At 68.9% G+C, this 23,635-nt stretch carries 23 protein-coding genes and 1 pseudogene; 19 read left to right on the plus strand and 5 right to left on the minus strand.

Annotated features, from left to right (window positions below; genetic code table 11):
* Nucleotides 1–1,299 (minus strand): transcription termination factor Rho (gene rho, locus Q0654_RS14885; RefSeq protein ID WP_298855241.1); only part of this gene is annotated, 1,299 nt, incomplete at its 3' end.
* Nucleotides 1,300–1,607: 308 nt separating this feature from the next.
* Here rho and Q0654_RS14890 point away from each other — a divergent pair.
* A complete protein-coding gene (locus Q0654_RS14890) occupies nucleotides 1,608–1,757 on the plus strand; it encodes a DUF3149 domain-containing protein (protein ID WP_298855190.1) in 150 nt (49 codons plus the stop codon).
* Nucleotides 1,758–1,798: 41 nt separating this feature from the next.
* Here the strand turns inward: Q0654_RS14890 and trxA are convergent, their stop codons facing one another.
* On the minus strand, nucleotides 1,799–2,125 hold the full coding sequence (trxA, locus tag Q0654_RS14895; protein ID WP_298855193.1) for a thioredoxin TrxA: 327 nt from the start codon (nucleotides 2,123–2,125) through the stop codon (nucleotides 1,799–1,801).
* A 323-nt stretch (nucleotides 2,126–2,448) separates the two neighbouring features.
* Between trxA and rhlB the strand changes: the two are divergent.
* The 5 genes and pseudogenes from rhlB to Q0654_RS14920 form a co-directional block, all read left to right on the plus strand.
* Nucleotides 2,449–3,765, plus strand: a pseudogene (rhlB, locus tag Q0654_RS14900) (ATP-dependent RNA helicase RhlB); the annotation flags it as partial.
* Nucleotides 3,766–3,808: 43 nt separating this feature from the next.
* The gene (gspC, locus tag Q0654_RS14905; protein ID WP_298855196.1) at nucleotides 3,809–4,705 is read left to right on the plus strand and encodes a type II secretion system protein GspC; all 897 of its coding nucleotides are present in this window, start codon (nucleotides 3,809–3,811) and stop codon (nucleotides 4,703–4,705) included.
* 96 nt (nucleotides 4,706–4,801) lie between these two features.
* On the plus strand, nucleotides 4,802–6,895 hold the full coding sequence (gene gspD / locus Q0654_RS14910) for a type II secretion system secretin GspD (RefSeq protein ID WP_298855198.1): 2,094 nt from the start codon (nucleotides 4,802–4,804) through the stop codon (nucleotides 6,893–6,895).
* On the plus strand, nucleotides 6,892–8,367 hold the full coding sequence (gene gspE, locus Q0654_RS14915) for a type II secretion system ATPase GspE (RefSeq protein ID WP_298855200.1): 1,476 nt from the start codon (nucleotides 6,892–6,894) through the stop codon (nucleotides 8,365–8,367). The genes gspD and gspE overlap by 4 nt, the downstream gene beginning before the upstream one ends.
* Nucleotides 8,368–8,554: 187 nt before the next feature.
* On the plus strand, nucleotides 8,555–8,995 hold the full coding sequence (locus tag Q0654_RS14920) for a hypothetical protein (RefSeq protein ID WP_298855203.1): 441 nt from the start codon (nucleotides 8,555–8,557) through the stop codon (nucleotides 8,993–8,995).
* Nucleotides 8,996–9,063: 68 nt separating this feature from the next.
* Here Q0654_RS14920 and Q0654_RS14925 read toward each other — a convergent pair whose 3' ends face one another.
* A complete protein-coding gene (locus tag Q0654_RS14925; RefSeq protein ID WP_298855205.1) occupies nucleotides 9,064–10,350 on the minus strand; it encodes an acetyl-CoA C-acetyltransferase in 1,287 nt (428 codons plus the stop codon).
* A gap of 113 nt (nucleotides 10,351–10,463) precedes the next feature.
* On the opposite strand from Q0654_RS14925, the gene Q0654_RS14930 reads away from it, so the two are divergent.
* Nucleotides 10,464–11,369, plus strand: a complete 906-nt coding sequence (locus Q0654_RS14930) for a hypothetical protein (protein WP_298855207.1) — start codon at nucleotides 10,464–10,466, stop codon at nucleotides 11,367–11,369.
* 128 nt (nucleotides 11,370–11,497) lie between these two features.
* On the opposite strand, the gene Q0654_RS14935 is transcribed toward Q0654_RS14930, so the two are convergent.
* Both Q0654_RS14935 and Q0654_RS14940 read right to left on the minus strand, forming a co-directional pair.
* Nucleotides 11,498–11,983: a fasciclin domain-containing protein gene (locus Q0654_RS14935; RefSeq protein ID WP_343230143.1), complete on the minus strand. Its 486-nt coding sequence runs from the start codon at nucleotides 11,981–11,983 to the stop codon at nucleotides 11,498–11,500.
* 221 nt (nucleotides 11,984–12,204) lie between these two features.
* Nucleotides 12,205–12,666, minus strand: coding sequence for a GNAT family N-acetyltransferase (locus Q0654_RS14940; RefSeq protein WP_298855209.1), 462 nt, complete (start codon nucleotides 12,664–12,666; stop codon nucleotides 12,205–12,207).
* A 116-nt stretch (nucleotides 12,667–12,782) separates the two neighbouring features.
* Between Q0654_RS14940 and Q0654_RS14945 the strand changes: the two genes are divergently transcribed.
* The 12 genes from Q0654_RS14945 (at nucleotide 12,783) to Q0654_RS15000 (ending at nucleotide 23,510) form a co-directional block, all read left to right on the plus strand.
* Nucleotides 12,783–13,535 (plus strand): class I SAM-dependent methyltransferase, encoded by a 753-nt coding sequence (locus tag Q0654_RS14945; protein WP_298855211.1) that lies wholly within the window; start codon nucleotides 12,783–12,785, stop codon nucleotides 13,533–13,535.
* Nucleotides 13,536–13,549: 14 nt separating this feature from the next.
* Nucleotides 13,550–14,743 (plus strand): type II secretion system inner membrane protein GspF, encoded by a 1,194-nt coding sequence (gene gspF, locus Q0654_RS14950; protein ID WP_298855215.1) that lies wholly within the window; start codon nucleotides 13,550–13,552, stop codon nucleotides 14,741–14,743.
* 39 nt (nucleotides 14,744–14,782) lie between these two features.
* Complete coding sequence (ftsE, locus tag Q0654_RS14955) at nucleotides 14,783–15,466, plus strand: cell division ATP-binding protein FtsE (RefSeq protein WP_298855245.1); 684 nt, start codon at nucleotides 14,783–14,785, stop codon at nucleotides 15,464–15,466.
* Complete coding sequence (ftsX, locus tag Q0654_RS14960; protein WP_298855218.1) at nucleotides 15,463–16,458, plus strand: permease-like cell division protein FtsX; 996 nt, start codon at nucleotides 15,463–15,465, stop codon at nucleotides 16,456–16,458. Before ftsE ends, ftsX begins: the two co-directional genes overlap by 4 nt.
* Nucleotides 16,459–16,494: 36 nt before the next feature.
* Nucleotides 16,495–17,343, plus strand: coding sequence for a response regulator (locus Q0654_RS14965; RefSeq protein WP_298855220.1), 849 nt, complete (start codon nucleotides 16,495–16,497; stop codon nucleotides 17,341–17,343).
* Nucleotides 17,340–18,062 (plus strand): uracil-DNA glycosylase, encoded by a 723-nt coding sequence (ung, locus tag Q0654_RS14970; protein WP_298855223.1) that lies wholly within the window; start codon nucleotides 17,340–17,342, stop codon nucleotides 18,060–18,062. Before Q0654_RS14965 ends, ung begins: the two co-directional genes overlap by 4 nt.
* 116 nt (nucleotides 18,063–18,178) lie before the next feature.
* Nucleotides 18,179–19,039 (plus strand): RNA polymerase sigma factor RpoH, encoded by an 861-nt coding sequence (rpoH, locus tag Q0654_RS14975; protein WP_298855226.1) that lies wholly within the window; start codon nucleotides 18,179–18,181, stop codon nucleotides 19,037–19,039.
* A gap of 69 nt (nucleotides 19,040–19,108) precedes the next feature.
* Nucleotides 19,109–19,465 (plus strand): 6-carboxytetrahydropterin synthase QueD, encoded by a 357-nt coding sequence (gene queD / locus Q0654_RS14980; RefSeq protein ID WP_298855229.1) that lies wholly within the window; start codon nucleotides 19,109–19,111, stop codon nucleotides 19,463–19,465.
* Nucleotides 19,466–19,752: 287 nt separating this feature from the next.
* Nucleotides 19,753–20,145, plus strand: coding sequence for a phasin family protein (locus Q0654_RS14985; RefSeq protein ID WP_298855232.1), 393 nt, complete (start codon nucleotides 19,753–19,755; stop codon nucleotides 20,143–20,145).
* Nucleotides 20,146–20,504: 359 nt separating this feature from the next.
* Nucleotides 20,505–21,704: a site-specific integrase gene (locus Q0654_RS14990; protein WP_261540426.1), complete on the plus strand. Its 1,200-nt coding sequence runs from the start codon at nucleotides 20,505–20,507 to the stop codon at nucleotides 21,702–21,704.
* The gene (locus Q0654_RS14995) at nucleotides 21,701–22,765 is read left to right on the plus strand and encodes a PDDEXK nuclease domain-containing protein (RefSeq protein WP_298855237.1); all 1,065 of its coding nucleotides are present in this window, start codon (nucleotides 21,701–21,703) and stop codon (nucleotides 22,763–22,765) included. The genes Q0654_RS14990 and Q0654_RS14995 overlap by 4 nt, the downstream gene beginning before the upstream one ends.
* A gap of 352 nt (nucleotides 22,766–23,117) precedes the next feature.
* Nucleotides 23,118–23,510 (plus strand): ATPase, encoded by a 393-nt coding sequence (locus tag Q0654_RS15000; protein WP_166159936.1) that lies wholly within the window; start codon nucleotides 23,118–23,120, stop codon nucleotides 23,508–23,510.
* Nucleotides 23,511–23,635 lie beyond the last annotated feature (125 nt).

Consider the following 23,635-nt stretch of genomic DNA (forward strand, 5'->3'; position numbering starts at 1 on the left):
GCGCTTGGCGCGCTCGATCACCATTTCCGCCACCTGGACGTGGCGGCTGGCGGGTTCGTCGAAGGTGGACGCCACGACTTCACCGCGCACGGTGCGGCTCATCTCGGTGACTTCTTCCGGGCGCTCGTCGATCAGCAGCACGATCAGGTGCACGTCCGGATGGTTGTAGCTGATCGCCGATGCGATGTTCTGCAGCAGCATGGTCTTGCCGGCTTTCGGCGGCGACACGATCAGGCCGCGCTGGCCTTTGCCGATCGGGCTCATCAAATCCATGATGCGGCCGGTGATGTCCTCGGTGCTGCCGTTGCCGCGCTCCAGCACGAAGCGCTTGCGCGGGAACAGCGGCGTGAGGTTCTCGAACAGCGCCTTGTTCTTCGAGGCTTCCGGCGGCTCACCGTTGATGGTGTCGACCTTGGCCAGGGCGAAGTAGCGCTCGCCATCCTTTGGCGAGCGGATGCGGCCGGTCATGTAGTCGCCGGTGCGCAGGTTGAAGCGGCGGATCTGGCTGGGCGAGATGTAGACGTCGTCCGGGCCGGCCAGGTAGCTGGCCTCGGCGCCGCGCAGGAAGCCGAAGCCGTCCGGCAGGATCTCCAGCACGCCCTCGCCGGCGACGCCCTCGCCGTAGCGGGTCAGCACCTTCATGATCGCGAAGGTGACGTCCTGCTTGCGCATGCGCGCGACGGTTTCGGTGATGCGCAGGGTCTCGGCCAGATCCATCAGCTGGTCGGCGCGCATGCGCTTCAGCTCGGTCAGGCTGTAGCTGGGCAGATTGGCCGGCGGCTGGTAGGGCGTGTTCTGCGGCGGCGGCAGGCTCTCGTCATCGAGATCGCCGCCGTTCTGCTGGTTCTGCTGGCGCTCGCGGTTGCGGCGCTCGCGACGGCGCTCGCGGAACTCGCGGCGACTCTCGCGGCGCTCGCGTCGCGCCTGCTCTGCCGCGTCCTCGGCGCCGCCTTCGGCAGTGGGTGCCGCACCTTCCGCGGTCGGCGCGGCGCCTTCGGTTGCCGCCACGGCGGGCGTGGACTGCGTCGATGCGCTGTGCCCGGTCGCCTGCGCTGCCGGCGGCGCGGCCTCTGCCGCTGCCGGGGCGCTCACTGCGGGTGCCTGCGGTGCAGCAACCTCGGCGCGCGGCGCCTCGACGGATGCCGACGGTTCCGGCCGGGGCGCTGCTTCGGTGCTGGCGGCCAGCGGCAATTCGGGCTGCGCTGCGGCGGCGCTCGCCTTGGGCGCGCGCGGGGCGCGTGGCGGCCGGGCGGGGGCAGGTGCGGCCGCTTCAGGCGTCGATTCGGCGCGCGTTGGCACGGCGTCGCCGTTCGGGGTTTCGTTCTCGGACAAGGGATACCTCGCGCAGTGCGAGCGATGGATTCGTGAGAATCGTTGGGGGGATGCGGGGAGGGGTGCTGCAGAGGGTGGCGGGCGTGATCGCACCGCGAATGCTGCGAACACTACACGCCGAGGCGGGGCCGGGCAAGACGCGCGGTGGCGGTGGCGTGAGAGGGGTTCAGGCTCGAATGCGCGATTGCCCAGCGCTCGCTTGATGCGTGTCAAACGCTGGCCCCGGTCGGGGGCGCAGTCTGCGCGCTCTATCCACACATCCACCGAGGACACCGATGGACGCTTGGCGTGCCCTGTTCAACACCGACGCCGGGCTGGCGAGCCTGGGCGTAATTGCCTTCATGCTGGCCATGGGCGGCTTCATGTTCTGGAAGTTCCGCCGCTTCATCGCCGAGGACGAAGCCAAGTCGAAGCGTCAGCGCTGAGGGCGGGTCGGGCAGGCCGTCGCCTGCCCGACCCCAGTGCCTCAGATGGCCTTCTGGACGAACTGGGTGAGTTGGCCGCGGTTGACCGCGCCGACCTGGGTGGCTGCGACCTTGCCGTCCTTGAACAGCATCAGGGTCGGAATGCCGCGCACCGCGTACTGGCGCGGCGTGCCGGGGTTGTGGTCGATGTTGAGCTTGACCACCTTTACGCGACCGGCGAACTCCTGCGCGACCTGGTCGACGATCGGCCCGATCGCCTTGCAGGGGCCGCACCACTCGGCCCAGAAGTCGACCAGGACCGGCTCGCCGGACTTCAGCACTTCGGCGTCGAAATCGGCATCGCCGACGTTCTTGATGTGTTCGCTCACGATGGGGCTCCTGAGGATGGGGCCGGTCGAGATGCCGGCTCGGGTGGGATTGTGGCGCAGGGCCGCGTGAAGCGGGCGCCGCTGCGGCCGCGCGGGCTTGGGCTACACTTGCGGCCAATGCCTGAACTTCACAAGCCGTCCGCCCTGTGTGAGGCCCTCGTCGGGGCCGCCTTTCGCGCCCGCCGCGGAAGCCGTGGGCGCCCCTCTCGGCCTTTCCTTCTGTCGCAGCGGAGCCCGGGCCCAGCCGCCTGGGGCTCGGCAGTGTGCGGTCGCCGGACAGGCCATGCAAGCGTTCGCGACCCTCGCCGACCGCCGGAAAACCCATGAGCGACAAGCCACTTACCGACGTTACCTTCTCCAGTCTCGAACTGAATCCCGTCCTGCTTGAAGGCCTGACCCAGGCTGGATTCACCCGCTGCACCCCCATCCAGGCCCTGACCCTGCCGATCGCGCTGACCGGCCGTGATGTCGCCGGCCAGGCCCAGACCGGCACCGGCAAGACCATCGCCTTCCTGGTCGCGGTGGTGAACCGCCTGCTGACCCGGCCGGCGATCGCCAACCGCGGCGAGACCGACCCGCGCGCCCTGATCCTCGCGCCGACCCGCGAGCTGGCGATCCAGATCCAGAAGGATGCCCAGAAAATCGCTGCCGACACCGGCCTGCGCTTCGCCCTGATCTACGGCGGCGTCGATTACGACAAGCAGCGCGAGATGCTGCGCGCCGGCTGCGACGTGATCATCGCCACCCCGGGCCGTCTGATTGATTACCTGAAGCAGCGCGTGTTCTCGCTATCGGCCTGCGAGGCGGTGGTGCTGGACGAGGCCGACCGCATGTTCGACCTCGGCTTCATCAAGGACATCCGCTTCCTGCTGCGGCGCATGCCGCCGGCCGGCGAGCGCCAAAGCCTGCTGTTCTCGGCCACGCTCAGCCACCGCGTGCTGGAGCTGGCCTACGAGCACATGAACGAGCCCGAGAAGCTGACCGTCGAGACCGAGACGGTGACGGCCTCGCGGGTGCGCCAGGTGGTCTATTTCCCGGCGGCGGAGGAGAAGATCCCGCTGCTGCTGAACCTGCTGGCGCGCAACGATTCCCGCCGCAGCATGGTGTTCGTCAACATGAAGGTGGCCGCCGAGAAGGTCTGGCGCCGGCTCGACCGCCAGGGCCACAAGGTCGCAGTGCTGTCGGGCGATGTGCCGCAGAAGAAGCGCCAGAGCCTGCTGGCCAAGTTCCAGCGCGGCGATCTGCACATCCTGGTGGCCACCGACGTGGCCGCGCGCGGCCTGCATATCGACGGCGTCAGCCACGTCTACAACTACGACCTGCCGAACGACTGCGAGGACTACGTCCACCGCATCGGCCGCACCGCGCGCCTGGGCGCCGAGGGCGACGCGGTCAGCTTCGCCTGCGACATGTACGCGATGAGCCTGCCGGAGATCGAGGCCTACATCGAGCAGAAGATCCCGGTGGCGCAGATCACGCCTGATCTGCTGGCGCCGGTGGCGGTGCTCGCCCGCGAGGCCTCGGCGGCGGAAGAGGAAGACGAGGACGACGGTTCGATCGCCACCAATCCGCCGCCCTCCGACAAGGACGCGGCCGCGCGCAAGCGCCGCCGGCGACCGCGTCGAACCGGCGGTGGCAGCGGCAGCGGCGCGCCCGCACCGTCCACGCCCGCAGGTTGAGACCATGCAGACGGCGCTGGCGCGCGTCTCCACAGTGTTCTGGGCGCGTCTGCTGACTGCGGTCGCGGCGGCGCTGGCGCTGTGGGCGCTCGCGCGCCTTGCCCTGCTGCTGCTCGCCGGGCCGGCGATCCCGCTGCAGCCCTCGGGCTTCCAGCCGCTGGCGGCCGAAGCCTCGGCCGACCAGGCCGGCATCGCCCGCTGGAAGCTGTTCGGCGAGCCCGGCGTGGCCATGGACCTCGCCGCGCTGGCGGCCAACGCGCCGGAAACCGCGCTCAAGCTCACCCTGCGCGGCACCCTGAACCTGGAAGACCAGGACCAGGGCATGGCCATCATCAGCGATGAATCCGGTCGACATGCGCGCTACCAGGTCGGTGACGAGCTGCCCGGTGGCGCGCGGCTGACGGCGATCAGCGCCGGCCGCGTGCTGCTGGAGCGCAACGGCCAGACCGAAGGCCTGAGCCTGCCGCGCGAGGATGGCTCGCGGCCCGCACCGGGCGCGCGTCCGACCGCGCTGGCCACCCGCGACCGCAGCGGCGCGATCGATCGCAGCATGCCCTCGCCCTTCGTCAATCCGATGATCGCGCCCGGTGGGCCGAGCATGGAAAGCATCCGCGACGCGACCGGCATCGACGCCGCCGCCTTGGCCAGCCAGGTGCAGGTGTTTCCGGTGCTGGAGAACGGCCGCTTCGCCGGCGTACGGCTGTCGGCGGGCCGCGACAGCGAGCTGTTCGAGCGCTCGGGCCTGCGCCCCAGCGACATCGTCACCGCGGTCAACGGCATTCCGCTCGATGGGCCACAGCGCCAGAGCGAGCTGATGAACTCGCTGCGCGATGCGCGCAGCCTGCAGCTGACCATCCGTCGCGACGGTCGCGAACAGCAGATCGGCGTCGACCTCAAGTAGGCCGCGCCTCGGCCGCCCGGCTGGCTCGCGCTATGATCGGCCGCCGCCGCGCGCCCCTGCCGCGGACTTCCCGAAGAATCGCTGCCCGGATCGCCCATGCGCCTTGCCCTGCTGACCGCCGCCATCACCTTCGCGCTGGCCCTGCCTGCGTCCGCGCAGACATCCGCTCAGGCGCAAGCGCCCACGGTGATGATTCCCCAGGTCGAGCAGGCCGCGGCGCCGGCTGCGCCGGCACCCGGCTACAGCAATGGCGGCGGGCGCCACACGCTGAATCTGAAGGCGGCCGACATCAATGTGCTGATCGAGACGGTCAGCGAGATCACCGGCAAGAGCTTCATCGTCGACCAGACCGTCACCGGCGCGGTGACCGTGGTCTCGCGCCAGCCGATGACGGCGGACGAGATCTACGAAGTGTTTCTCTCCGTGCTGCGCGTGCATGGCTACACCGCGGTGCCGGCGGGCAGCATGGTGAAGATCGTGCCGGACGTCAGCGCCGCCCAGCAGGCGCCGATGACGGGACTCGGCGGCGGCGATGCCCAGTTGACCCGCATCATCGATCTGAAGCACGTCTCGGCGCAGGAAATGATGGGCCTGCTGCGCCCGCTGATGCCGCAGCAGGCGCATATCGCCGCGCACGGCGGCAGCAACAGCCTGCTGGTGGCGGATCGCGCCGCCAATCTGGAGCGCATCGCGGCGATCATCCGCCGCATCGATGTCGCCGCCGATTCCGAAATCGAAGTGATTCCGCTGCGCCACGCGCGGGCCTCGGAGATCGCCCGCACCCTGCTGGCGCTGGAGAGCGGCGCCGCACAGGCGGCGGCCGGGCAGGGCAGCGGCTCGAAAGTGCTGGCCGATGAGCGCACCAATTCGCTGCTGCTGTCGGGCGATCGCGCCCAGCGCCTGCGCGCGCGCAGCCTGATCGTGCATCTGGACACGCCGCTCGACGGCGGCGAAGCGACGCAGGTGGTCTACCTGCGCAATGCCAAGGCCGAAGACCTGGTGCCGGTGCTGGACGGCGTCGCCGCCACCCTCACCGGTTACGCCGCGCCGGCGGAAGGCCAGGCCGGCAGCGCCAAGGCTGCGACCATCCAGGCCCATGCCGAGACCAATGCGCTGGTGATCAGCGCCGCGCCGGCGGTATTCCGCGAGCTGGAGGCGGTGATCCGCCAGCTCGACGTGCGCCGCGCCCAGGTGCAGGTCGAGGCGATCATTGCAGACGTCAGCGATGAGCTGGCCTCCGAACTCGGCGTGCAGTGGCAGAGCGCGGATGTGGGAGAAGACGCGCGCGGCGTGATCGGCGGAACCAACTTTGGCGGCAGCACGGGCGCCGGCGGCATCGTTGGCGGTCTGACCAATCCCCTCAGCGTCATCGGTGGCAACGGCCTCAACGTCGGGTACCTGCGCGGATCCCTGCGACTGCCGATCGGGGAGAACGGCGAGGACGTCACCGTGTTCCAGCTCGGCGCCTTGGTCAAGGCGCTGCGTGGCGATGGCCGCGCCAATGTGCTGTCCAGCCCGAGCATCGTCACCCTCGATCACCAGGAAGCCGAGATCAAGGTCGTGCAGGAGGTGCCCTTTCTGACTGGTCAGTACACCAACACCTCCACCAATGGCGGCGCCAACCAGCCGACCAACCCCTTCCAGACCATCGACCGTCGCGATGTCGGCGTCATCCTCACCGTGACCCCGCACGTCAACGAGGGTGATGCGGTGCGGCTGGAGCTGAAGCAGGAGATCTCGGCGCTGGCGCCGCAGGCTTCGGGCGCGGTCGATCTGATCACCAACAAGCGCGAGCTCTCGACCACGGTGCTGGTGCCCGACGGCGGCCTGCTGGTGCTGGGCGGGCTGACCTCGGAGGAGGCCACCGAGAACGTGCAGGGCGTGCCCGGCCTCTCGCGCATCCCGCTGCTCGGCAACCTGTTCAAGTCGCGCGCGGCAAAGCGCAACAAGCGCACGCTGATGGTGTTCCTGCGTCCGACCATCCTGCGCGACGCCGCGACCGAGGCCGCGGTGAGCTCGGAGAAGTACAACTACATCCGCGCCGAGCAGCTGCAGATCCGCGAGCGCGCCGGCAGCCGCATCGGCGGCGAGCAGCAGCCCCTGCTGCCCGAACTGCCGCGCGACCTGTTCCAGAGCCCGCCGCCGGTGCAGCCGCCGCAGCGCGATGAGTCGGAGCGTCCGCAGCCGTGAGCCTGCCCGCGCGCCCGGGCTTCGGTTTCGCCCGTCGCCACGGTGCCACCGTGCGCGCGCTGGACGAGACCCAGGCCGAGATCATCCATCGGCCCGGCGTATCGCCCGAGGTCATCGCCGAGCTGCGCCGCCATGTGGCGCGGCCAATCGTTCTGAGCCCGCACTCCGCCGATGAGTATGAGCGCCTGCTGCGCCAGCTCTATGAGGGCGGCGCCGACGACGCACGGGCGATGGCCGCCGACTTCGACGAGCGCGCCGACTTGAACCAGCTGGTCGATGCCCTGCCCGAGCCGCAGGACCTGCTGGAGAGCGAGGACGAGGCGCCGATCATCCGCCTGATCAACGCCCTGCTGACCGAAGCGGTGAAGGAAAACGCCTCCGACATCCATCTGGAGCCCTTCGAACACAGCCTGCTGGTGCGCTTCCGCGTCGACGGCGTGTTGCGCGAAGTGCTGCGCCCGCAGAAGGCCGTGGCCCAGCCGGTGGTCAGCCGCATCAAGGTGATGGCCAAGCTCGATATCGCCGAGAAGCGCCTGCCGCAGGACGGCCGCATCAGCCTGCGCATCGCCGGCCGCCCGGTCGATGTGCGCGTCTCGACCATTCCGGCCGGGTTCGGCGAGCGCGTGGTGCTGCGCCTGCTCGACAAGCAGGCCGGGCGACTCGACCTTGCCGAACTCGGCATGGACCCGGTGACCCTGGGCCACGTCGATCGCCTGATCCACCGCCCGCACGGCATCCTGCTGGTCACCGGCCCGACCGGCTCGGGCAAGACCACGACGCTGTATGCGGCGCTGTCGCGGCTCAACGACAGCACCCGCAACATCCTCACCGTCGAAGACCCGATCGAGTACTACCTGGACGGCGTCGGCCAGACCCAGGTGAACCCCAAGGTCGACATGACCTTCGCCCGCGGCCTGCGCGCGATCCTGCGTCAGGATCCCGACGTGGTCATGGTCGGCGAGATCCGTGATCTGGAGACCGCCGAGATCGCCGTGCAGGCTTCGCTGACTGGCCATCTGGTGCTGTCGACCCTGCACACCAACTCCGCGGTGGGTGCGGTGACCCGCCTGCGTGACATGGGCGTCGAGCCCTTTCTGCTGTCGTCCTCGTTGCTCGGCGTGCTGGCCCAGCGCCTGGTGCGCCGGCTCGATCCGGCGCAGAGCGAGTGGTACACGCCCAGCGCCAGTGAGTGCGCGGCCTTCGGTCGCCAGCCGACAGAGGGGCTGCGCTTCGCGCGCCCGCGCGGCGACCTGCCGGGCCGGGCGTCCGGCTACCGCGGGCGCAGCGGCGTCTACGAAGTCGTGCTGGTCGACGAGGCCATGCGCGCGCTGATCCACGGCGGCGCTTCCGAAGCTGAAATGACCCGCGCCGCGCGCCAGTACACGCCGTCCATCCTCGACGACGGCTGGGCCAAGGTCAGCGCCGGCCTGACCACGGCCGACGAGGTGCTGCGGGTGACCCGCGACGACTGACCGGGTGACGCGTGCACCGCCGGCTGGCATGCGCGATGCACACGCCTCGATGACGACGTGCCGGGTGGCGGCGTCGATGATCCGCCGCGCCGCGTTTCCGCGTCATCCTGTTCACCGCGTCCCGAGCCGTACCGGCCCGGGAAGCATCGACCCGTCGTCCACCGAGTCCACAGCCAAGGAGCCCGCCATGCCCGCAGCACGCTGCATCCCCGCCCTGTTCGCCGCGCTGCTGCTGCCGCTCGCGGGCGCCGTCCAGGCCAACGAGTACGAAACCGTGGTGCGCGCCCAGCTGGCGGCGATCAAGTCGATCGGTGAGGGCGAGGGCTACCGCCATGCCTTCGACGACCACTACGACCTGCTCGGCAACCAGGCCAGCGACGACTACACCTTTGAGCTCAAGTCCGGCCGCGAGTACTTCATCGCGGCGGTCTGCGACCAGGACTGCTCGGACCTGGACCTCAAGCTCTACGACGAGAACGACAATGTGATCGCCGAGGATGCCCTGGTCGACGACGCACCGATCGTGCGCGTCAGCCCGCGCTGGAGCGGCAAGTTCCGCCTCAACGTCACCATGTACGACTGCGGCAATGCGCCCTGCTTCTACGGTATCAGCGTCATGGGCCGCTGAGTCGCGGCTTCGCCTGAAACGTCAAAGCCCGCCGATTGGCGGGCTTTGTGTTCGTCGACCTGGAACCTTCAGCGTTCGAGGATGGCGGTGACGCCCATGCCGCCCGCGGTGCAGACCGAGACCAGGCCACGACCGCTGCCCCGCTCTTCCAGCAGCTTGGCGAGCGTTGCGATGATGCGGCCACCGGTGGCGGCGAACGGATGGCCGAAGGCCAGCGAGCTGCCGACCACGTTGAGCTTGGCCGGGTCGATGCTGCCCAGCGGCGCGTCGAGGCCCAGCTTGTCTCGGCAGAAGCTCTCGCTCTCCCAGGCCCGCAGCGTGCACAGCACCTGCGCGGCGAAGGCCTCGTGGATCTCGTAGAAGTCGAAATCCTGCAGGCTCAGGCCGTGGCGCTTGAGCATCTGCGGCACCGCCCAGGCCGGCGCCATCAGCAGGCCCTCGCCGTGCACGAAGTCGACCGCCGCGACCTGCGCGTCGACCAGCCAGGCCTGGACCTTCAGGCCGCGCGACTCGGCCCATTCCTGCGTGCCCAGCAGCACCGCCGAGGCGCCATCGGTGAGCGGGGTGGAGTTGCCGGCGGTCAGGGTGCCGCGGCCGGACAGCTTGTCGAAGGCGGGCTTGAGCGTTGCCAGCTTCTCGATCGTGGTGTCGGGCCGCAGGATGTTGTCGCGGGTGACGCCGCGGAAGGGCACGACCAGCGCGTCGAAGAAGCCGCGCTCATAAGCGGCTGCGGCCTTGTGGTGCGAAGCCGCGGCCAGCGCGTCCTGCTCGGCGCGGGGGATCTTCCATTCCTGCGCCATCAGCTCGCAGTGCTGGCCCATGCTCTTGCCGGTGCGCGGCTCGCCGACGCCGGGGAACTCGGGCTTCAGCTCGCGCGGCGAGAAGCCGCGGAAGGCGCGCAGGCGGTCGCCGGCCGAGCGCGCCATGTTGGCGTCGAGCAGGCGCCGGCGCAGCGGGCGGCTGACATTGATCGGCACGTCCGAGGTCGTATCCGAGCCACCGCCGATGCCGGAATCGATCTGCCCAAGCGCGATCTTGTTGGCGATGTGGATGACGGTGTCGAGGCTGGTGCCGCAGGCGCGCTGCAGGGTGATGCCCGGCGTGGCCGGCGACAGGCCCGAGGACAGCGTGGCCTCACGGCCGAGGTTCCAGTCGCTGCTGTGCTTCAGCACCGCGCCGAGCGCGACCTCGCCGAGCTGCGCGCCGTGCAGGCCGAAGCGTTCGACCAGCGCGCCCAGCGTGCGGATCGACATGCCGAGGTTGCCGACGTCGGCATAGGCGGTGTTGTTGCGGCAGAAGGGAATGCGGACGCCGCCGAGGATGCCGACGGGGCGGACAGTGCGGTTGGGGCTCATGCGCTTCATGCCGTGCAAGCCAAAGGACGGTCGATAATAGCCCAGTGATTCCGAGCGAAAGCTTTAGCGCAGGCCGCGCGCGCCTGCTTCTGACGAAGGAAGGACACCCTCAAGTGGACGAGAACCTGAACTGCTTTGGCGCGCTGGCGCTGGAGATCAGCCCGCAGTCGGCGAACGAAGACGCGCCGGTCGAATTCGCGCAGGGCCGCGAGACCCTGGAGCGCGAGGCGGCCGAGCCGCTGCTGGAGCCGGTCCTGATCGACCTCCAGCGGCTGCTGCCGGCGGCATCGAACCTGGACCTTGGGCTTGCGATGGCGAGCTTCGATCCGGCTGAACTGCTGCGCCCCGGCTGGCCGGTGTTCACCGCGCTGGCGGACCTGCTGGTCGGCGCGCCCGGTGAACGCTCGCAGGCGCGGGTCGTCAGCCTCTGGGCCAGCGGCGGCCGCATGCCGGCGCCTGGCCTGCAGCCGGACCCGGCCCTGCGCGGCGGGCCGCTGCGCCTTGTGCCTTTCGTGCTGCACGGCGCGGCTGCGCGGATCGCCGAGGTCGGCCAGCAGATGGAGGCCGAGCTGATCGAGAAGGGCATGGCCGCCGCGGCCACCGCGCTGGCCGCGCAGAGCGCGTTCGGCCTGCCGCTGGAGCATGCGCGCTATCTGAGCCTGCACGACCTCTGCGCGATGACCGCCCTGCAGTACGAGCACGCCGGCCTCGCCCCGGTATGGAAGCTGGTCGAGTGCGCGCTGTTCGCGCCGCAGGGTGAGGAGTGGGTGGCGGAAGCCGACGAGCCGCCGGCGCTGTACGCCGGCGGACATGTGCGCATCGGCATCGAGCCCGAAAGCCTGCTGCGTGCGCAGGCCGAAGCGCAGGGCCTGCCGGCGACTCGCCTGGCCCAGCTGCGCCGCCTGCGCGCGCGGCAGTGGCAGGCGGTGCTGGCGGCGCACGGGATCAGCGTCGAGTTGGTGGAACTCAGCAGCGCCGAAGCCGAGGGCGAGCTGCGCGCAGGGCTCCGCAAGCACTGAAGAGCGGGGATTGGGGATTCCCAAACAGTCGGTTGTCTGCTCTTTCGAATCCCGAATCCCGAATCCCAAAACAGCGAGCCCCGAGGCAGACGCCCCGGGGCTCGCGGGAACCGCGCGACGGTGCGCGCTTACGGCAGGATCACCGTATCGATCACGTGGATCACGCCGTTGCTGCCGACGATGTCGGTGGCGGTGACGGTGGCGTTGTTGATCTTGACGCCGTTGCTGGTGTCGATGGTCAGCTTCTTGCCGTTGACGGTGTCGGCTTCGGTCAGGCCGCCGACATCAGCCGCCAGCACCTTGGCCGGGACCACGTGGTAGGTCAGGATCGCCACCAGCTGGTCCTTGTTCTCCGGCTTCAGCAGGTTCTCGACGGTGCCGGCCGGCAGCTTGGCGAAGGCGTCGTTGGTCGGGGCGAACACCGTGAACGGGCCGGCGCCGCTCAGGGTCTCGGCGAGGCCGGCAGCCTGCACCGCGGCGACCAGGGTGGAGAAGTCGGGGTTGCCGGCGGCGATCTCGACCACGTTCTGCTCCTTCTTCATGCCGTGGTGGTCGGCGAAAGCGATGGGGGCGATCAGCAGGGCGGCGGCGATGAACATCAGGCGCTTCAACATGGCGTTCTCCAGACAGTGGGAAGGGTCAGCGGTGTGCTGCACGCCGCGTCGGGGGTCTGCCCGTCGCTTGAGCGTGGCGCGCAGTCTGCGCAGGCCACTGTTCAACGTCCGTCTATTTCCGGTGAGTGCCGTCTTGAGTGATGCGAAGCGCGTTCTCACGCCTGCGCAGGAAGAATGAAGAAGCCTGCGCCGATGTGCGGCCGGGCTGCTGCGGCGCCCGGTCAGCTGCGGGTGGAAATCTCGAACAGGCGGTAGTGGGTCTCGTCCATGCCCAGCGCCCGATAGGTGGCCTGTGCGCGCAGGTTGTCGCGCTCGACGTAGAGGCGCAGCCCGCAGACGCCGGCATCCGCGCGTGCTTCCACCGTGACACTGTCGAACAGCGCGCGGAAAACTCCGGCGCGGCGCGCGTCGGCGCGCACGTACACGCTCTGGATCCACCACCAGTCGCCGCAGCGCCAGTCGCTCCATTCGCGGGTCAGCATCAGCGCACCCACCACCTCGCCCGCGCGCTCGGCCAGCCGGTAGCGGCCCTTGGCGGGATCGGCCAGCAGGGCAGCGACGCCAGCGCGCAGGCGCTCGCGGTCGAGGCTCAGGGCTTCGGTTTCCATCGCCATCGCCGCGTTGAACTCGACGAGGACGTCGAGGTCGCGCGGATCGGCGGCGCGCAGGGTGAGATCGCTCATGCCGGGCTCCGTGATTCGGGTGGCGCAGTGTGCCAGTCGGCGGAGACGGTGGAGACCGCGCCGGGGCTGTAGAGAAATCCGCGCCCTCGCGAGGCATCCGGGCTAGACTCCGCGCCATGTTCAAGGATCACTTTTCCGCTCAGGCCGGCCTGTACGCCGCGGCACGCCCGAGCTACCCCGAAGCCCTGTTCGACTGGCTGGCCAGCCTGCCCGGCGAGCGCGAGCTGGCCTGGGACGTCGGCTGCGGCAGCGGACAGGCGGCGCTGCCGCTGGCGCGCCGCTTCGAGCGGGTGATCGCCACCGACCCCAGCGCAGCCCAGATCGCGCTGGCCGACACGCTGGGCAATATCGATTACCGCGTCGAGCCGGCCGAGCTGCCCTCGCTGCCGCTGGGCAGCGTGGACCTGATCACGGTCGCCCAGGCCCTGCACTGGTTCGATCTCGATGCCTTCTACGACGCGGTCTATGGCGTGCTCAGAACCGACGGCGTGATCGCCGTCTGGTGCTATGGCCTGTCGCTGGTGACGCCGGCGGTCGACCAGGTGTTCATGCGGCTTTATCGCGGCGTGCTGGGGCCTTATTGGCCGCCCGAGCGCAAGCATGTCGAGAACGGCTACGCCGAGCTGCCGTTTCCATTCGCGCCGATCGAAGCCCCGCGTTTCAACATCGAGCTGGAGCTGCGTCTGGCCGACTACCTCGACTACCTGCGCAGCTGGTCGGCCAGCCAGGCCTGGCTGCGCAAGCACGGCGAGGATCCGGTGCTGCAGATCGCCGACGACATGGCGGCCGCCTGGGGCGATCCCGAGCAGGCCCTGCGCGTGCGCTGGCCGATCCATCTGAAGGTCGGGCGGCGCCTGCCGCCCGAGTAAGCCCGCCGCCCCGCATGCCTGCCTTCGAGTACAGCGCGCTCGATGCCGGTGGCCGCCGCACGCGCGGCGTGCTGCAGGCCGACACCGCGCGCGCCGCTCGCAGCCAGCTGCGCGAGCGTGGCCTGAGCCCGCTCAGCGTCGACGAGGCCGCGCCTTCCACCGGTGCGGGGGCGCGCAGCCTCGGCAGCGCCCAGCGCGCCCTGCTGATGCGCCAGTTGGCGACCCTCGTCGCTTCCGGCCTGCCCATTGACGAGTCGCTGGCAGCGCTCGCGGAAGGCAGCGAGGGCCGGCTGCGCAGCCAGGTCATGGCGCTGCGCGCGCGCGTGCTGGAAGGCAGCACCCTCGCCGCGGCCATGGCCGAGTACCCGGGCTCGTTTCCTGCGCTGTATCGCGCCTCGGTCGCGGCCGGCGAGGCCGCCGGCAAGCTCGACGGCATCCTGCTGCGCTTGGCCGACTACGCCGAGAGCCGGGACGCACTGGGCCGGCGCGTGCTGCTGGCGCTGACCTACCCGCTGCTGCTGTCGACCGTGGCGATCGCGGTGGTTGCCGGCCTGATGGTCTGGGTGGTGCCGCAGGTGATCGGCGTGTTCAGCCAGTTCGGGGAGGCCTTGCCCCTGCCGACACGGATCCTGGTCGCGCTGTCCGGCTTCGTGCAGGCCTACGGGCTGTGGCTGCTGCTGGCCCTGCCGCTGGCCGCTGCTGCGCTGTGGCTGGCGCTGCGCCAGCCGGGTGCGCGCGCCGCCCTCGACACCTTCAGCCTGCGCATTCCGATCTGGGGCCGATTGGCGCGGGCGCTGGACACGGCGCGCTTCGCCCGCACCCTGGCCTTGTTGACCGCCGCTGCGGTGCCGCTGCTCGAGGCGCTGTCGATCGCCAGTCAGGTCGTGCAGAACCGCAGCCTGCGCGAGGCGCTGGCGCGCGCCAGCGTGCGCGTGCGCGAGGGTCAGGGCCTGTCGCGGGCGTTGGCCGACAGCGGTCAGTTCCCCCCGGTGGCCCTGCGACTGATCGCCAGCGGCGAGCGCAGCGGGCGCCTGCACGCGATGCTCGATGAAGCCGCGCTGCAGCAGGAGCGCGAGCTCGACACCGCGCTGGGCGTGGCCATGGCTGCGCTGGGGCCGGGCGTGATCCTGCTGGTCGGCGGCCTGGTGCTGTTCGTGGTGCTGGCGATCCTCCTGCCGATTTTCCAGATCAACTCACTGGTGCGCTGAAACCCGATGAGAGCCCGTGCGACGACTCCGGACTCCGCGCTGCCGCTGCTGCGCTTCGATGCGGTCACCAAGCGCTATGCCGGCGGCAGCGAGGCGCTGCGAGACTTGAGCTTCGACCTGGAGCGCGGCGAGATGGTGTTCGTCACCGGCCACTCAGGCGCCGGCAAGAGCACCCTGCTGCGGCTGATCCATCTGGCCGAACGCGCCAGCCGCGGCAGCGTGCTGCTGGAGGGGCGCAACCTCGCCCAGGTCGGCGCGCGCGAGCAGCCCTTCGTGCGCCGCCGCGTCGGCATGGTCTTCCAGGACCACCGCCTGCTGCTGGACCGCAGCCTGTTCGACAACGTCGCCCTGCCTCTGCTGATCGCCGGCTTGCCGCGGGCTGAAATCGGTTCGCGCGTGCGCGCCGCGCTGGAGCGGGTCGGCCTGCTCGCGCGCGAGCGCAGCTCGCCGCTGGGCCTGTCGGCGGGCGAGCAGCAGCGCGTCGGCATTGCCCGCGCGGTCGTCGCGCAGCCGCCGCTGCTGGTTGCCGACGAGCCGACAGGCAACCTCGATCCGCAGCTGGCGGAAGACATCATGCGGCTGTTCGCCGAGCTGCCGGCCCAGGGCACGGCCGTGCTGGTCGCCAGCCACGATCTGCACCTGGTCCGGCGCATGGGCAAGCGCGTGCTGGTGCTCGATCACGGCCGGCTGGTGGATGACTTCCGCCCGAGGTCGGAGGCATGAGCCGCAATCGGCGCCGTCGGCCACCAGCGTCTGCTCGCGTGCAGAGCGCCCCGCGCGGCTGGCGCGCGGCGTTCGCGCACTGGCGCGACCTCCATCTGTTCAGTCTGGTATCGAGCCTGGGTCGGGTCAGCGCCAAGCCCTTCGCGACAGCCCTGACCGTGGGCGTCATGGCGATCGCCCTCGCCTTGCCGCTGGCCCTGTTCCTGGTTCTGGGCAATCTCAAGGGCCTGGCCGGCGCAGTCGAACAGGCTCGCGAAATCGCCGTGTTCCTGGCCCTGGAGCTGGATCAGGACGCGCAGCAGGAGACGCTGCAGGCGGTCCGCGATCTGCCCGGCGTCGTCCGGGTGGAGCTGCGCACGCCCGAGCAGGGGCTGGCCGAGTTCCAGCGCTATGCCGGTTTCGGCGAGGCGCTGGCCCTGCTCGATGAGAGCCCCATCCCGGCCGTGCTGGACGTGGTGCCCGCCGAAGCGGCGGACCCGGCCGCCCTGGTGCTCGCGCTGGAAGCGGTTCCTGGGGTCGAGCTGGTGCAGCACGATGCGCTGTGGCGACAGCGCCTCGATGCCTGGCTGCATCTGGGCGAGCGCAGCGTGCAGGCGCTTGCCGTGCTGCTGCTGCTGGGCGCCCTGCTGGTGGTCGGCAACACCGTCCGCCTCGATGTGCAGGGGCGGTCCGAGGAGATCGCGGTGATCCAGCTGCTGGGCGGGACCGCAGGCTTCATCCGCCGGCCCTTTCTTTATCTTGGCGCCTGGTACGGCCTGCTGGCGGGCCTGCTCGCCATCGCCCTGCTGGCGATGCTGCGCCTCGGCCTGGCGGGCCCGGTCGAAGCGCTGGTGGCGAGCTATGACAGTGGCTTCCGCCTGCAGGGATTCGGCATCGGAGCCACCCTTGCGGTACCCTGCGGCGCGGCTGTGCTGGGCTGGTTGGGGGCCTTTCTGGCGGTCGGGCACCATCTGCGTCAGGGACAGTCGGGGAGGACGGTCGATGTCGATTGAGGAGCATCCACGCGGCGCGCTGCGCCGGGGCCGCGCATGAGCGCCGGCAGCATTACCCGCCACATCACGTCGGAAACGCCGCGGGTGATGGTGGTTGACGGCTCCAAGGTCGTCCGCCGCCTGATCGAGCAGGTGCTCAAGGCCGAGCTGCCCGGGGTGACAGTGATCTCCTGCGAGACCGGTGCGGAGGCCCAGGCGGCGCTGCAGACCGGCGTGATCGACCTGGTCACGACCTCCCTGCGCCTGCCGGACATGGACGGCCAGCAGCTGGCCCGCTACGTGCGCGAACACGCGCCGCAGGCCTTCATTCCGATCATCGTGGTGTCGGGTGACGTGCACGAGCGTCTGGTGCAGCGCAGCTTCAGCGATGACGTCACCGACTACTTCGACAAGTCGCTGGGCTTCGCCGCGCTCGGTGCCTTCATCCGCGGCTACGTGCAGCCGCAGGACGAAGTGGGCGGCGAGGTTCTGTACGTCGAGGACAGCAAGGTCGTTGCCGTTGCCACCCGGCGTATGCTCGAAAAGCACGGCCTCAGGGTCACCCATGTGGTCAGCGTCGAGGACGGCCTGGCGCTGCTAGAGCAGTACGCTGCCGAAGGCCGGGTGCCTGGCCCGGACATCGTCCTGACCGACGTCTACCTGAAGGGCGGCATGACCGGTCACGACCTGCTGGAGCAGGTCCGCTCGCGCTTCGGCTATGGCAAGGCGCAGCTGCCGATCCTGGTCATGACCGGCGACGACAACCCCGCCAACCAGTCGGCGCTGCTGCGTGCCGGCGCCAACGATCTGGTTGAGAAGCCGATCGAGGAGCGGCTGCTGGTGACCAAGCTGCTGTTCCAGCTGCGGGTCGGGCGGATCATGCGCTCGAAGGTCGAGGGGCATTGAACGAAGCGCTGGAGCGGGTGCGCCTGCACCCCTCATGGAAGGATCGCCTGGCCGAGGTGCTGCTGTCGCCGGGCATGCAGGCGCTGCGCGAGTTCCTCGTTGCCGAGCGTGCCCGTGGCGTCACGGTCTACCCACCGGCTCGGCAGATCTTCAGCGCACTCGACGCCACGCCTTTCGACGAGGTCAAGGTGGTCATCCTCGGCCAGGACCCATACCACGGGGCCGGGCAGGCGCATGGCCTGTGCTTTTCGGTGATGCCGGGTGTCCCGGTGCCCCCTTCGCTGGTCAATATCTTCAAGGAGATCCAGCGCGACCTGGGCATCGAACCGCCGGATCACGGCTGCCTGCAGCCCTGGGCGCAGCGCGGCGTGCTGCTGCTGAATGCCGTGCTCACTGTGGCGGCGGGTCAGGCCGGTTCGCATCAGGGGAAGGGTTGGGAAGGCTTCACCGACGCCGTGATCGATCGTTTGAACCGCGAGCGCGAGGGACTGGTTTTCCTGCTCTGGGGCAGCTACGCGCAGGCCAAGGGCAAGTTCATCGACCGCAGCCGTCACGCAGTGCTGCGCGCGCCGCATCCCTCGCCGCTGTCGGCTTACCGGGGGTTCATCGGTTGCGGCCATTTTTCCGCGGCCAACCGCTACCTGCAGGGGCGCGGTGCGGGCGAGGTCGATTGGCGCCTGCCGCCGCGGACTGCACTGGCGATTCCACGGGGCACTTGAATTGCATGCGCCAGGCCGCATCTGAGACTTCGGGATGGGCGGGACGCGCGGGAACTTCACCCGTGGTTTAGCACTCTCAGGGATAGACTGCTAAAGTTCAGCTTATGGAGATCGACATGACCCACAGCGCGCTTGTTGCCCACAACCTGCCGGTTCCGGCGTCCATCGGCACGCTCGACGCCTACATCGGCACGGTCAATCGTATTCCTGTACTCAGCGTCGATGAGGAGCAGTCCCTGGCCCGTCAGTACCAGGCCGAGCAGGATCTGGAGTCGGCCCGCAAATTGGTGCTTTCGCACCTGCGATTCGTCGTCCACGTGGCCCGCGGCTACAACGGCTATGGCCTGCAGCTGGCCGATCTGATCCAGGAGGGCAACATCGGCCTGATGAAGGCGGTGAAGCGCTTCGATCCGGATCAGGGCGTGCGCCTGGTCAGCTTCGCGGTGCACTGGATCCGCGCCGAGATGCACGAGTTCATTCTGCGCAACTGGCGCATCGTCAAGGTCGCCACCACCAAGGCCCAGCGCAAGCTGTTCTTCAATCTGCGCAAGAGCAAGCGTCGCCTCGGCTGGATGAACAACGAGGAAGTGCAGGCCATCGCCCGCGACCTGAACGTGCCCGCCGCCGAGGTGCTCGAGATGGAAGCGCGGCTGCAGGGTCAGGACATCGGCTTCGATGCCCCGTCCGACAACGATGACGACGCACGTCCCGCGCCCGTCGCCTACCTCGAACAGCATGGCGCTGATCCTTCGCTGCGCTACGCCGCGGACGACGAGGAAGAGAACCGCCTCGAGATCCTGCGTGAGGGGCTGGCCAGCCTCGACAAGCGCTCGCGCGACATCGTCAAGCGCCGCTGGCTGGGAGACGGCAAGATCACCCTGCAGGAGCTTGCCGACGAGTACGGCGTGTCCGCCGAGCGGATCCGGCAGATCGAGGCGGCCGCCATGAAGAAGATGAAGGCGCTGTTCGCGGCGTAAGCTTCCCGGCCGCGCCGCTAGCTGCGGGCCCTGCGCGAGCGGGGCCCGTCGCGTTTCTGGAGTTCGACGATGGAAATCTTCAAGGTCTTCACCCTGGAGGCTGCCCACCGGCTGCCCAAGGTTCCGCCGGGGCACAAATGCGCCCGTCTGCATGGGCACAGTTTTCGCGTGGAGATCCACGTCGAGGGCGAAATCAATGCCGACACCGGCTGGCTGATGGACTTTGCCGACATCAAGGCGGCCTTCAAGCCGATCTACGAACGCCTCGACCATCATTATCTGAACGACATCCCCGGCCTGGAGAACCCGACCAGCGAGCGTCTCGCGCAGTGGATCTGGGAGCAGCTCAAGCCTGCCCTCCCTGAGCTTTCGATGGTGGTCGTACATGAAACCTGCACCTCGGGGTGCCGCTATCGCGGCGGCTGAGATCCGAGGGCGCTGAAGGGTCGACACGCCGCGGCGGCGGCCGCCGGATACTTGTCACCGGTTCTCCGACCCGTGCCGCGGTGCCCCGGCTGGGATCTGACCCGCGCAAACACCCCGCCGCCTGCTCCATACGCCGGAGTCTGGGGATCATTCCTGTACCGCGCTGTCAAGATTTTTTATGAACGCAGGGTAAACAAGTTGGCCGCGTGGCTGCGCCCCATGTTGCGTCGCAACATTCAACGAGGGTAGGCTCTGTCCACCCCCCACGCTCAGCCCAGGAGAGCGCCATGTTCGATCAGATCAACGCCCAGTTCAGCCAGTACACCAAGCAGCTGACCGAGTCCGCCCTGCGCGCCAACGCGATCGCGGTGGAGCATTTCGAGACCCTGGCCGCGCTGCAGGTCAAGGCGATCGAGAGCCGCCTGAATGCTGCGACCGCGTTCGCCAGTGAGGCCGCTGAAGTTCGCGACCTTGATGCCGCCAAGGCCTTCCTGCCGAAGAGCATCAGTTTCGTCAAGGACGCCTCCGAGCACCTGATCGCGGTGAGTCAGGAAGTCGTGGGTCAGACCTTGAAGACCTCCGAAGCCCTTGCCGGTCTGGCCAAGACCAACTTCGACGCCGCCAGTGAAGTCGTGGCGCGTCCGGCCGCCGTGAAGGCGGCGCCCAAGAAGGCGGCCTGATTCAAGCCCTTCGCGCCGCTGCGGCGCGCCTTTGGCGCGCTCGCCGGCCGCGGATCGGCGCGGGGCCTCCCCGCACGGTGTCGGCAGCGCGCCCTGCGCGCTGCAGACCACGCCGAGGGCAACCTCCCTCCCTGCCTTTGGCGTATTTCGAACCGGCGGCCGTCATGGCTGCCGGTTTTTTTGTTTCACGATGACTCCAGCCCGGTAGTTCGCTGGACTGCGCCACAGCTCGATACAGCAAGTTTATCAATAGCTTACGCGCGTCCATCATATGCCGGTGCTTTCTGAAACTTGATCCGGTTTTCCCTCGCGCCGCTCCTATCTGGCTCCTGGAATCCGGGTCGTTCCAAGGAGTCATCATGGCAAAGATCAAGCTCACCAAGACCGCCGTGGAGGCGGCCCAGCCCCAGGCCAAGGATGTTGAACTGCGGGATACCGTGGTGCCCGGCTTCCTGTGCAAGATTACCCCGACGGGCCGCCGGGTGTTCATGCTCCAGTACCGCACGAACTCCGGCCAGCCCCGCAAGCCCTCGCTGGGGCTGTACGGGGAACTGACCGTCGAACAGGCACGGGTCAAGGCGCAGGACTGGCTGGCCGAGGTTCGCCGGGGCGGCGACCCCGGCGGCGCCAAGGCCGAGGCGCGCAAGGCGCCCACGATGGCCGAGTTGTGCAAGAAGTTCATGGAGGACTACTCCAAGAAGCGCAACAAGCCCAGCACGCAGGACGGCTATCAGGGCGTCATAGACCGCAACATCATCCCGCTGCTGGGCCGCAAGAAGGTGCATGACGTGAAGCGGCCCGACATTGCCGGGCTGATGGAGAAGCTGGCCTACAAGCCGACCGAGGCGAACAAGACCTTCGGCGTGCTGCGCAAGATGTTCAACCTGGCCGAAGTGTGGGGCTACCGCCCGGACGGCACGAATCCGTGCCGCCATGTGCCCATGTACCCGCCGGGCAAGGAAACCCGGCTCATCGTGGACGAGGAAATGGTGCGGATCTTCCGCCATCTGGAGAAGCTGGAGGCGGAAGGGCTGGAGAACTACGTCATCCCGCTGGCGATCCGGCTGCAATTCGAGTTTGCCGCCCGGCGCTCCGAAATCTGCCCGCTCGAATGGAGCTGGCTGGACTTCGAGAACCGGCGCGTGGTGTGGCCCGACAGCAAGGTCGGCGGCATTTCCAAGCCCATGAGCGAGGAAGCCTATCGGCTGCTTTCGACGGCGCCGCGCCGGGAGGGCTGCCCCTACGTCCTGCCATCGCCGAACGACCCGGCCAAGCACCTGACCTTTGGCGAGCACTATGGCGGCTGGTGCCGGGTGCTCAAGGCCGCCGGCGTCCCGCACGTCGGCACGCACGGCATCCGCCATCGCTCGACCACCGACATTGCCAATTCGGGCGTACCGACCAAAGTGGGCATGAAGCTGACGGGCCACAAGACCGTGGCGATGTTCATGCACTACGTCCACACCGAGGACAAGCCGGTGCGCGATGCGGCCGAGCTGGTGGCCAGCCGCCGCCAAGCCATCACGGGCGCGCGCCAGCTTGCGGAGGCGGCGGCATGAACACGCGCCGGTCATCCGCAGCATCGTCCGCAGCGCCTTCGGCGCTGCTGGGCGACATTCGGGCACTGATCGAGGCGGCGCGCAAGCGCGCCGCCTCGACGGTGAATAGCGAGCTGACGATGCTCTACTGGCGCATCGGCCAGCGCATCCGCACGCAGGTCTTGGACGGGCGCCGCGGTGCCTACGGCAAGGAAATCCTACCCACCTTGGCGGCGCAGTTGGTGAAGGAGTACGGCAGCAGCTTTGCCGAGCAGAACCTGCGCCGCATGGTGCAGTTCGCCGCCACCTTCCCCGACGAGCAGATTCTCGTATCACTGATACGAGAATTGAGCTGGACGCACTTCATCGCCCTGATCCCGCTGAAAGACCCGCTCCAGCGGGACTACTACGCGCAGATGGCGAGCGCCGAACGCTGGAGCGTGCGGACGCTGCGCGAGCGCATCGACTCGATGTTGTACGAGCGCACGGCGCTGTCTCAAAAGCCGGGCGAGACGATCGCACAGGAGTTGGCGAAGATGCGCGATGCGCAGCGCATGTCGCCCGCCCTGGTCATGCGCGACCCGTACATCCTCGACTTCCTGGGGCTGCGGGACACTTGGCAGGAAGGCGACTTGGAGGCGGCGATCATCCGCGAAATGGAGTCGTTCTTGCTGGAGCTGGGCGCGGGTTTCAGCTTCGTGGCCCGGCAGAAACGCATTCCGATTGACGACGAGGATTTCCACCTCGATCTGCTGTTCTACAACCGCAAGCTGCGGCGGCTGGTGGCGGTGGAGTTGAAGGTCGGCGAGTTCAAGGCGGCCTATAAAGGCCAGATGGAGCTTTACCTTCGCTGGCTCGACAAGCACGAACGGGAGCCGGAAGAAGCCTCGCCGCTGGGGATCATCCTTTGTACCGGCAAGAAGCGCGAGCAGATCGAATTGCTGGAGCTGGACAAGTCGGGCATCCACGTCGCCGAGTACCTGACCGCCTTGCCGCCGAGGGGCGTGCTGGTGGAGCGGCTGCAACAGGCAACGCAGCGGGCGCAGTTGCAGATCGAGCAGCGCAAGACCGACAACGAGTAGTCCTGTCACCAGTAGTCGGGCGTCCCGGCGTGCCGCCGTCGCGCTGTCGTGCTGCGCATCGAGCCTCGCTGCGCGAGTCTCGCCCCTGTCGGGCTTCCATCACTGACGCCTCCGGCCCGGCTCGCTGATCCGCGCCTGCGCGCTTCGCTTGCCAAAAACCCGCGTGCGTGGGGTGGTGTGAGGGGGCGGTCTTGCTGTGTCCCTTCACCGTATCACGGCGTTCTCGCCGTGCAAGGGCTGCGCGCGCCTTGCGCGCTTGCGTCCTGGCGGCCGTCTGCGACCCCTGACTGCTGCGCTGCGCCGTGAGGGCGACGGTTCCGGGCAATTCCGCCCTTGCAACCGGAGAACCGTCATGAACGACAAATCACACGTTTCCCTCGAACAGCACGTTTGCCTGGTCTGCGGCACGGCGTTCGATACCGGCGCGATCCTGCTGGACAAGCGCCTGCGCGCGAGCATGGAACGCCACACGGCGACGGGCTGGGGCCTGTGCCCCGAGCATCAGAGGCTGTCCGATGACGGCTTCGTCGCACTGGTCGAATGCGATCCACAGCGTAGCGGCTCGCAGGCCGGTGGCCGCATGAAGCCGGAGCAGGCGTATCGCACGGGCCGACTGGCCCACCTGCGGCGCACGGTGTTTGCCGAGGTGTTCAACGTGCCGATCGAGGACAAGCAGGCTTGCGTGTTCGTAGAGCCTGGCGTGATCGACCAGTTGCAGTCGATGGCAGCAACGGCGGCAAGCTAGCCGCGCCACGCTGCCTTCGGTGCGTCGTCCCTGCGGGATGGCGCACTTTCTTCTGCTGCGCTGGCACGTCACTGTCTTGCCACCCAGTTCCCTTGGACCCGCTCATCCCGGATTTGTGTAAGTCC

This window comes from uncultured Aquimonas sp., from assembly GCF_937888285.1.
Taxonomy (GTDB): Bacteria; Pseudomonadota; Gammaproteobacteria; order Xanthomonadales; family Xanthomonadaceae; genus Aquimonas.

Bases quoted from the DNA above. Each gene is read 5' to 3' on its own strand.
- Q0654_RS14890 (WP_298855190.1), top strand. From the start codon at position 1,608: ATGGACGCTTGGCGTGCCCTGTTCAACACCGACGCCGGGCTGGCGAGC.
- gspC (WP_298855196.1), top strand. From the start codon at position 3,809: ATGCAGACGGCGCTGGCGCGCGTCTCCACAGTGTTCTGGGCGCGTCTG.
- gspD (WP_298855198.1), top strand. From the start codon at position 4,802: ATGCGCCTTGCCCTGCTGACCGCCGCCATCACCTTCGCGCTGGCCCTG.
- Q0654_RS14920 (WP_298855203.1), top strand. From the start codon at position 8,555: ATGCCCGCAGCACGCTGCATCCCCGCCCTGTTCGCCGCGCTGCTGCTG.
- Q0654_RS14925 (WP_298855205.1), bottom strand. From the start codon at position 10,350: ATGAGCCCCAACCGCACTGTCCGCCCCGTCGGCATCCTCGGCGGCGTC.
- Q0654_RS14935 (WP_343230143.1), bottom strand. From the start codon at position 11,983: ATGTTGAAGCGCCTGATGTTCATCGCCGCCGCCCTGCTGATCGCCCCC.
- Q0654_RS14940 (WP_298855209.1), bottom strand. From the start codon at position 12,666: ATGAGCGATCTCACCCTGCGCGCCGCCGATCCGCGCGACCTCGACGTC.
- Q0654_RS14945 (WP_298855211.1), top strand. From the start codon at position 12,783: ATGTTCAAGGATCACTTTTCCGCTCAGGCCGGCCTGTACGCCGCGGCA.
- gspF (WP_298855215.1), top strand. From the start codon at position 13,550: ATGCCTGCCTTCGAGTACAGCGCGCTCGATGCCGGTGGCCGCCGCACG.
- ftsX (WP_298855218.1), top strand. From the start codon at position 15,463: ATGAGCCGCAATCGGCGCCGTCGGCCACCAGCGTCTGCTCGCGTGCAG.
- Q0654_RS14965 (WP_298855220.1), top strand. From the start codon at position 16,495: ATGAGCGCCGGCAGCATTACCCGCCACATCACGTCGGAAACGCCGCGG.
- rpoH (WP_298855226.1), top strand. From the start codon at position 18,179: ATGACCCACAGCGCGCTTGTTGCCCACAACCTGCCGGTTCCGGCGTCC.
- queD (WP_298855229.1), top strand. From the start codon at position 19,109: ATGGAAATCTTCAAGGTCTTCACCCTGGAGGCTGCCCACCGGCTGCCC.
- Q0654_RS14985 (WP_298855232.1), top strand. From the start codon at position 19,753: ATGTTCGATCAGATCAACGCCCAGTTCAGCCAGTACACCAAGCAGCTG.
- Q0654_RS14990 (WP_261540426.1), top strand. From the start codon at position 20,505: ATGGCAAAGATCAAGCTCACCAAGACCGCCGTGGAGGCGGCCCAGCCC.
- Q0654_RS14995 (WP_298855237.1), top strand. From the start codon at position 21,701: ATGAACACGCGCCGGTCATCCGCAGCATCGTCCGCAGCGCCTTCGGCG.
- Q0654_RS15000 (WP_166159936.1), top strand. From the start codon at position 23,118: ATGAACGACAAATCACACGTTTCCCTCGAACAGCACGTTTGCCTGGTC.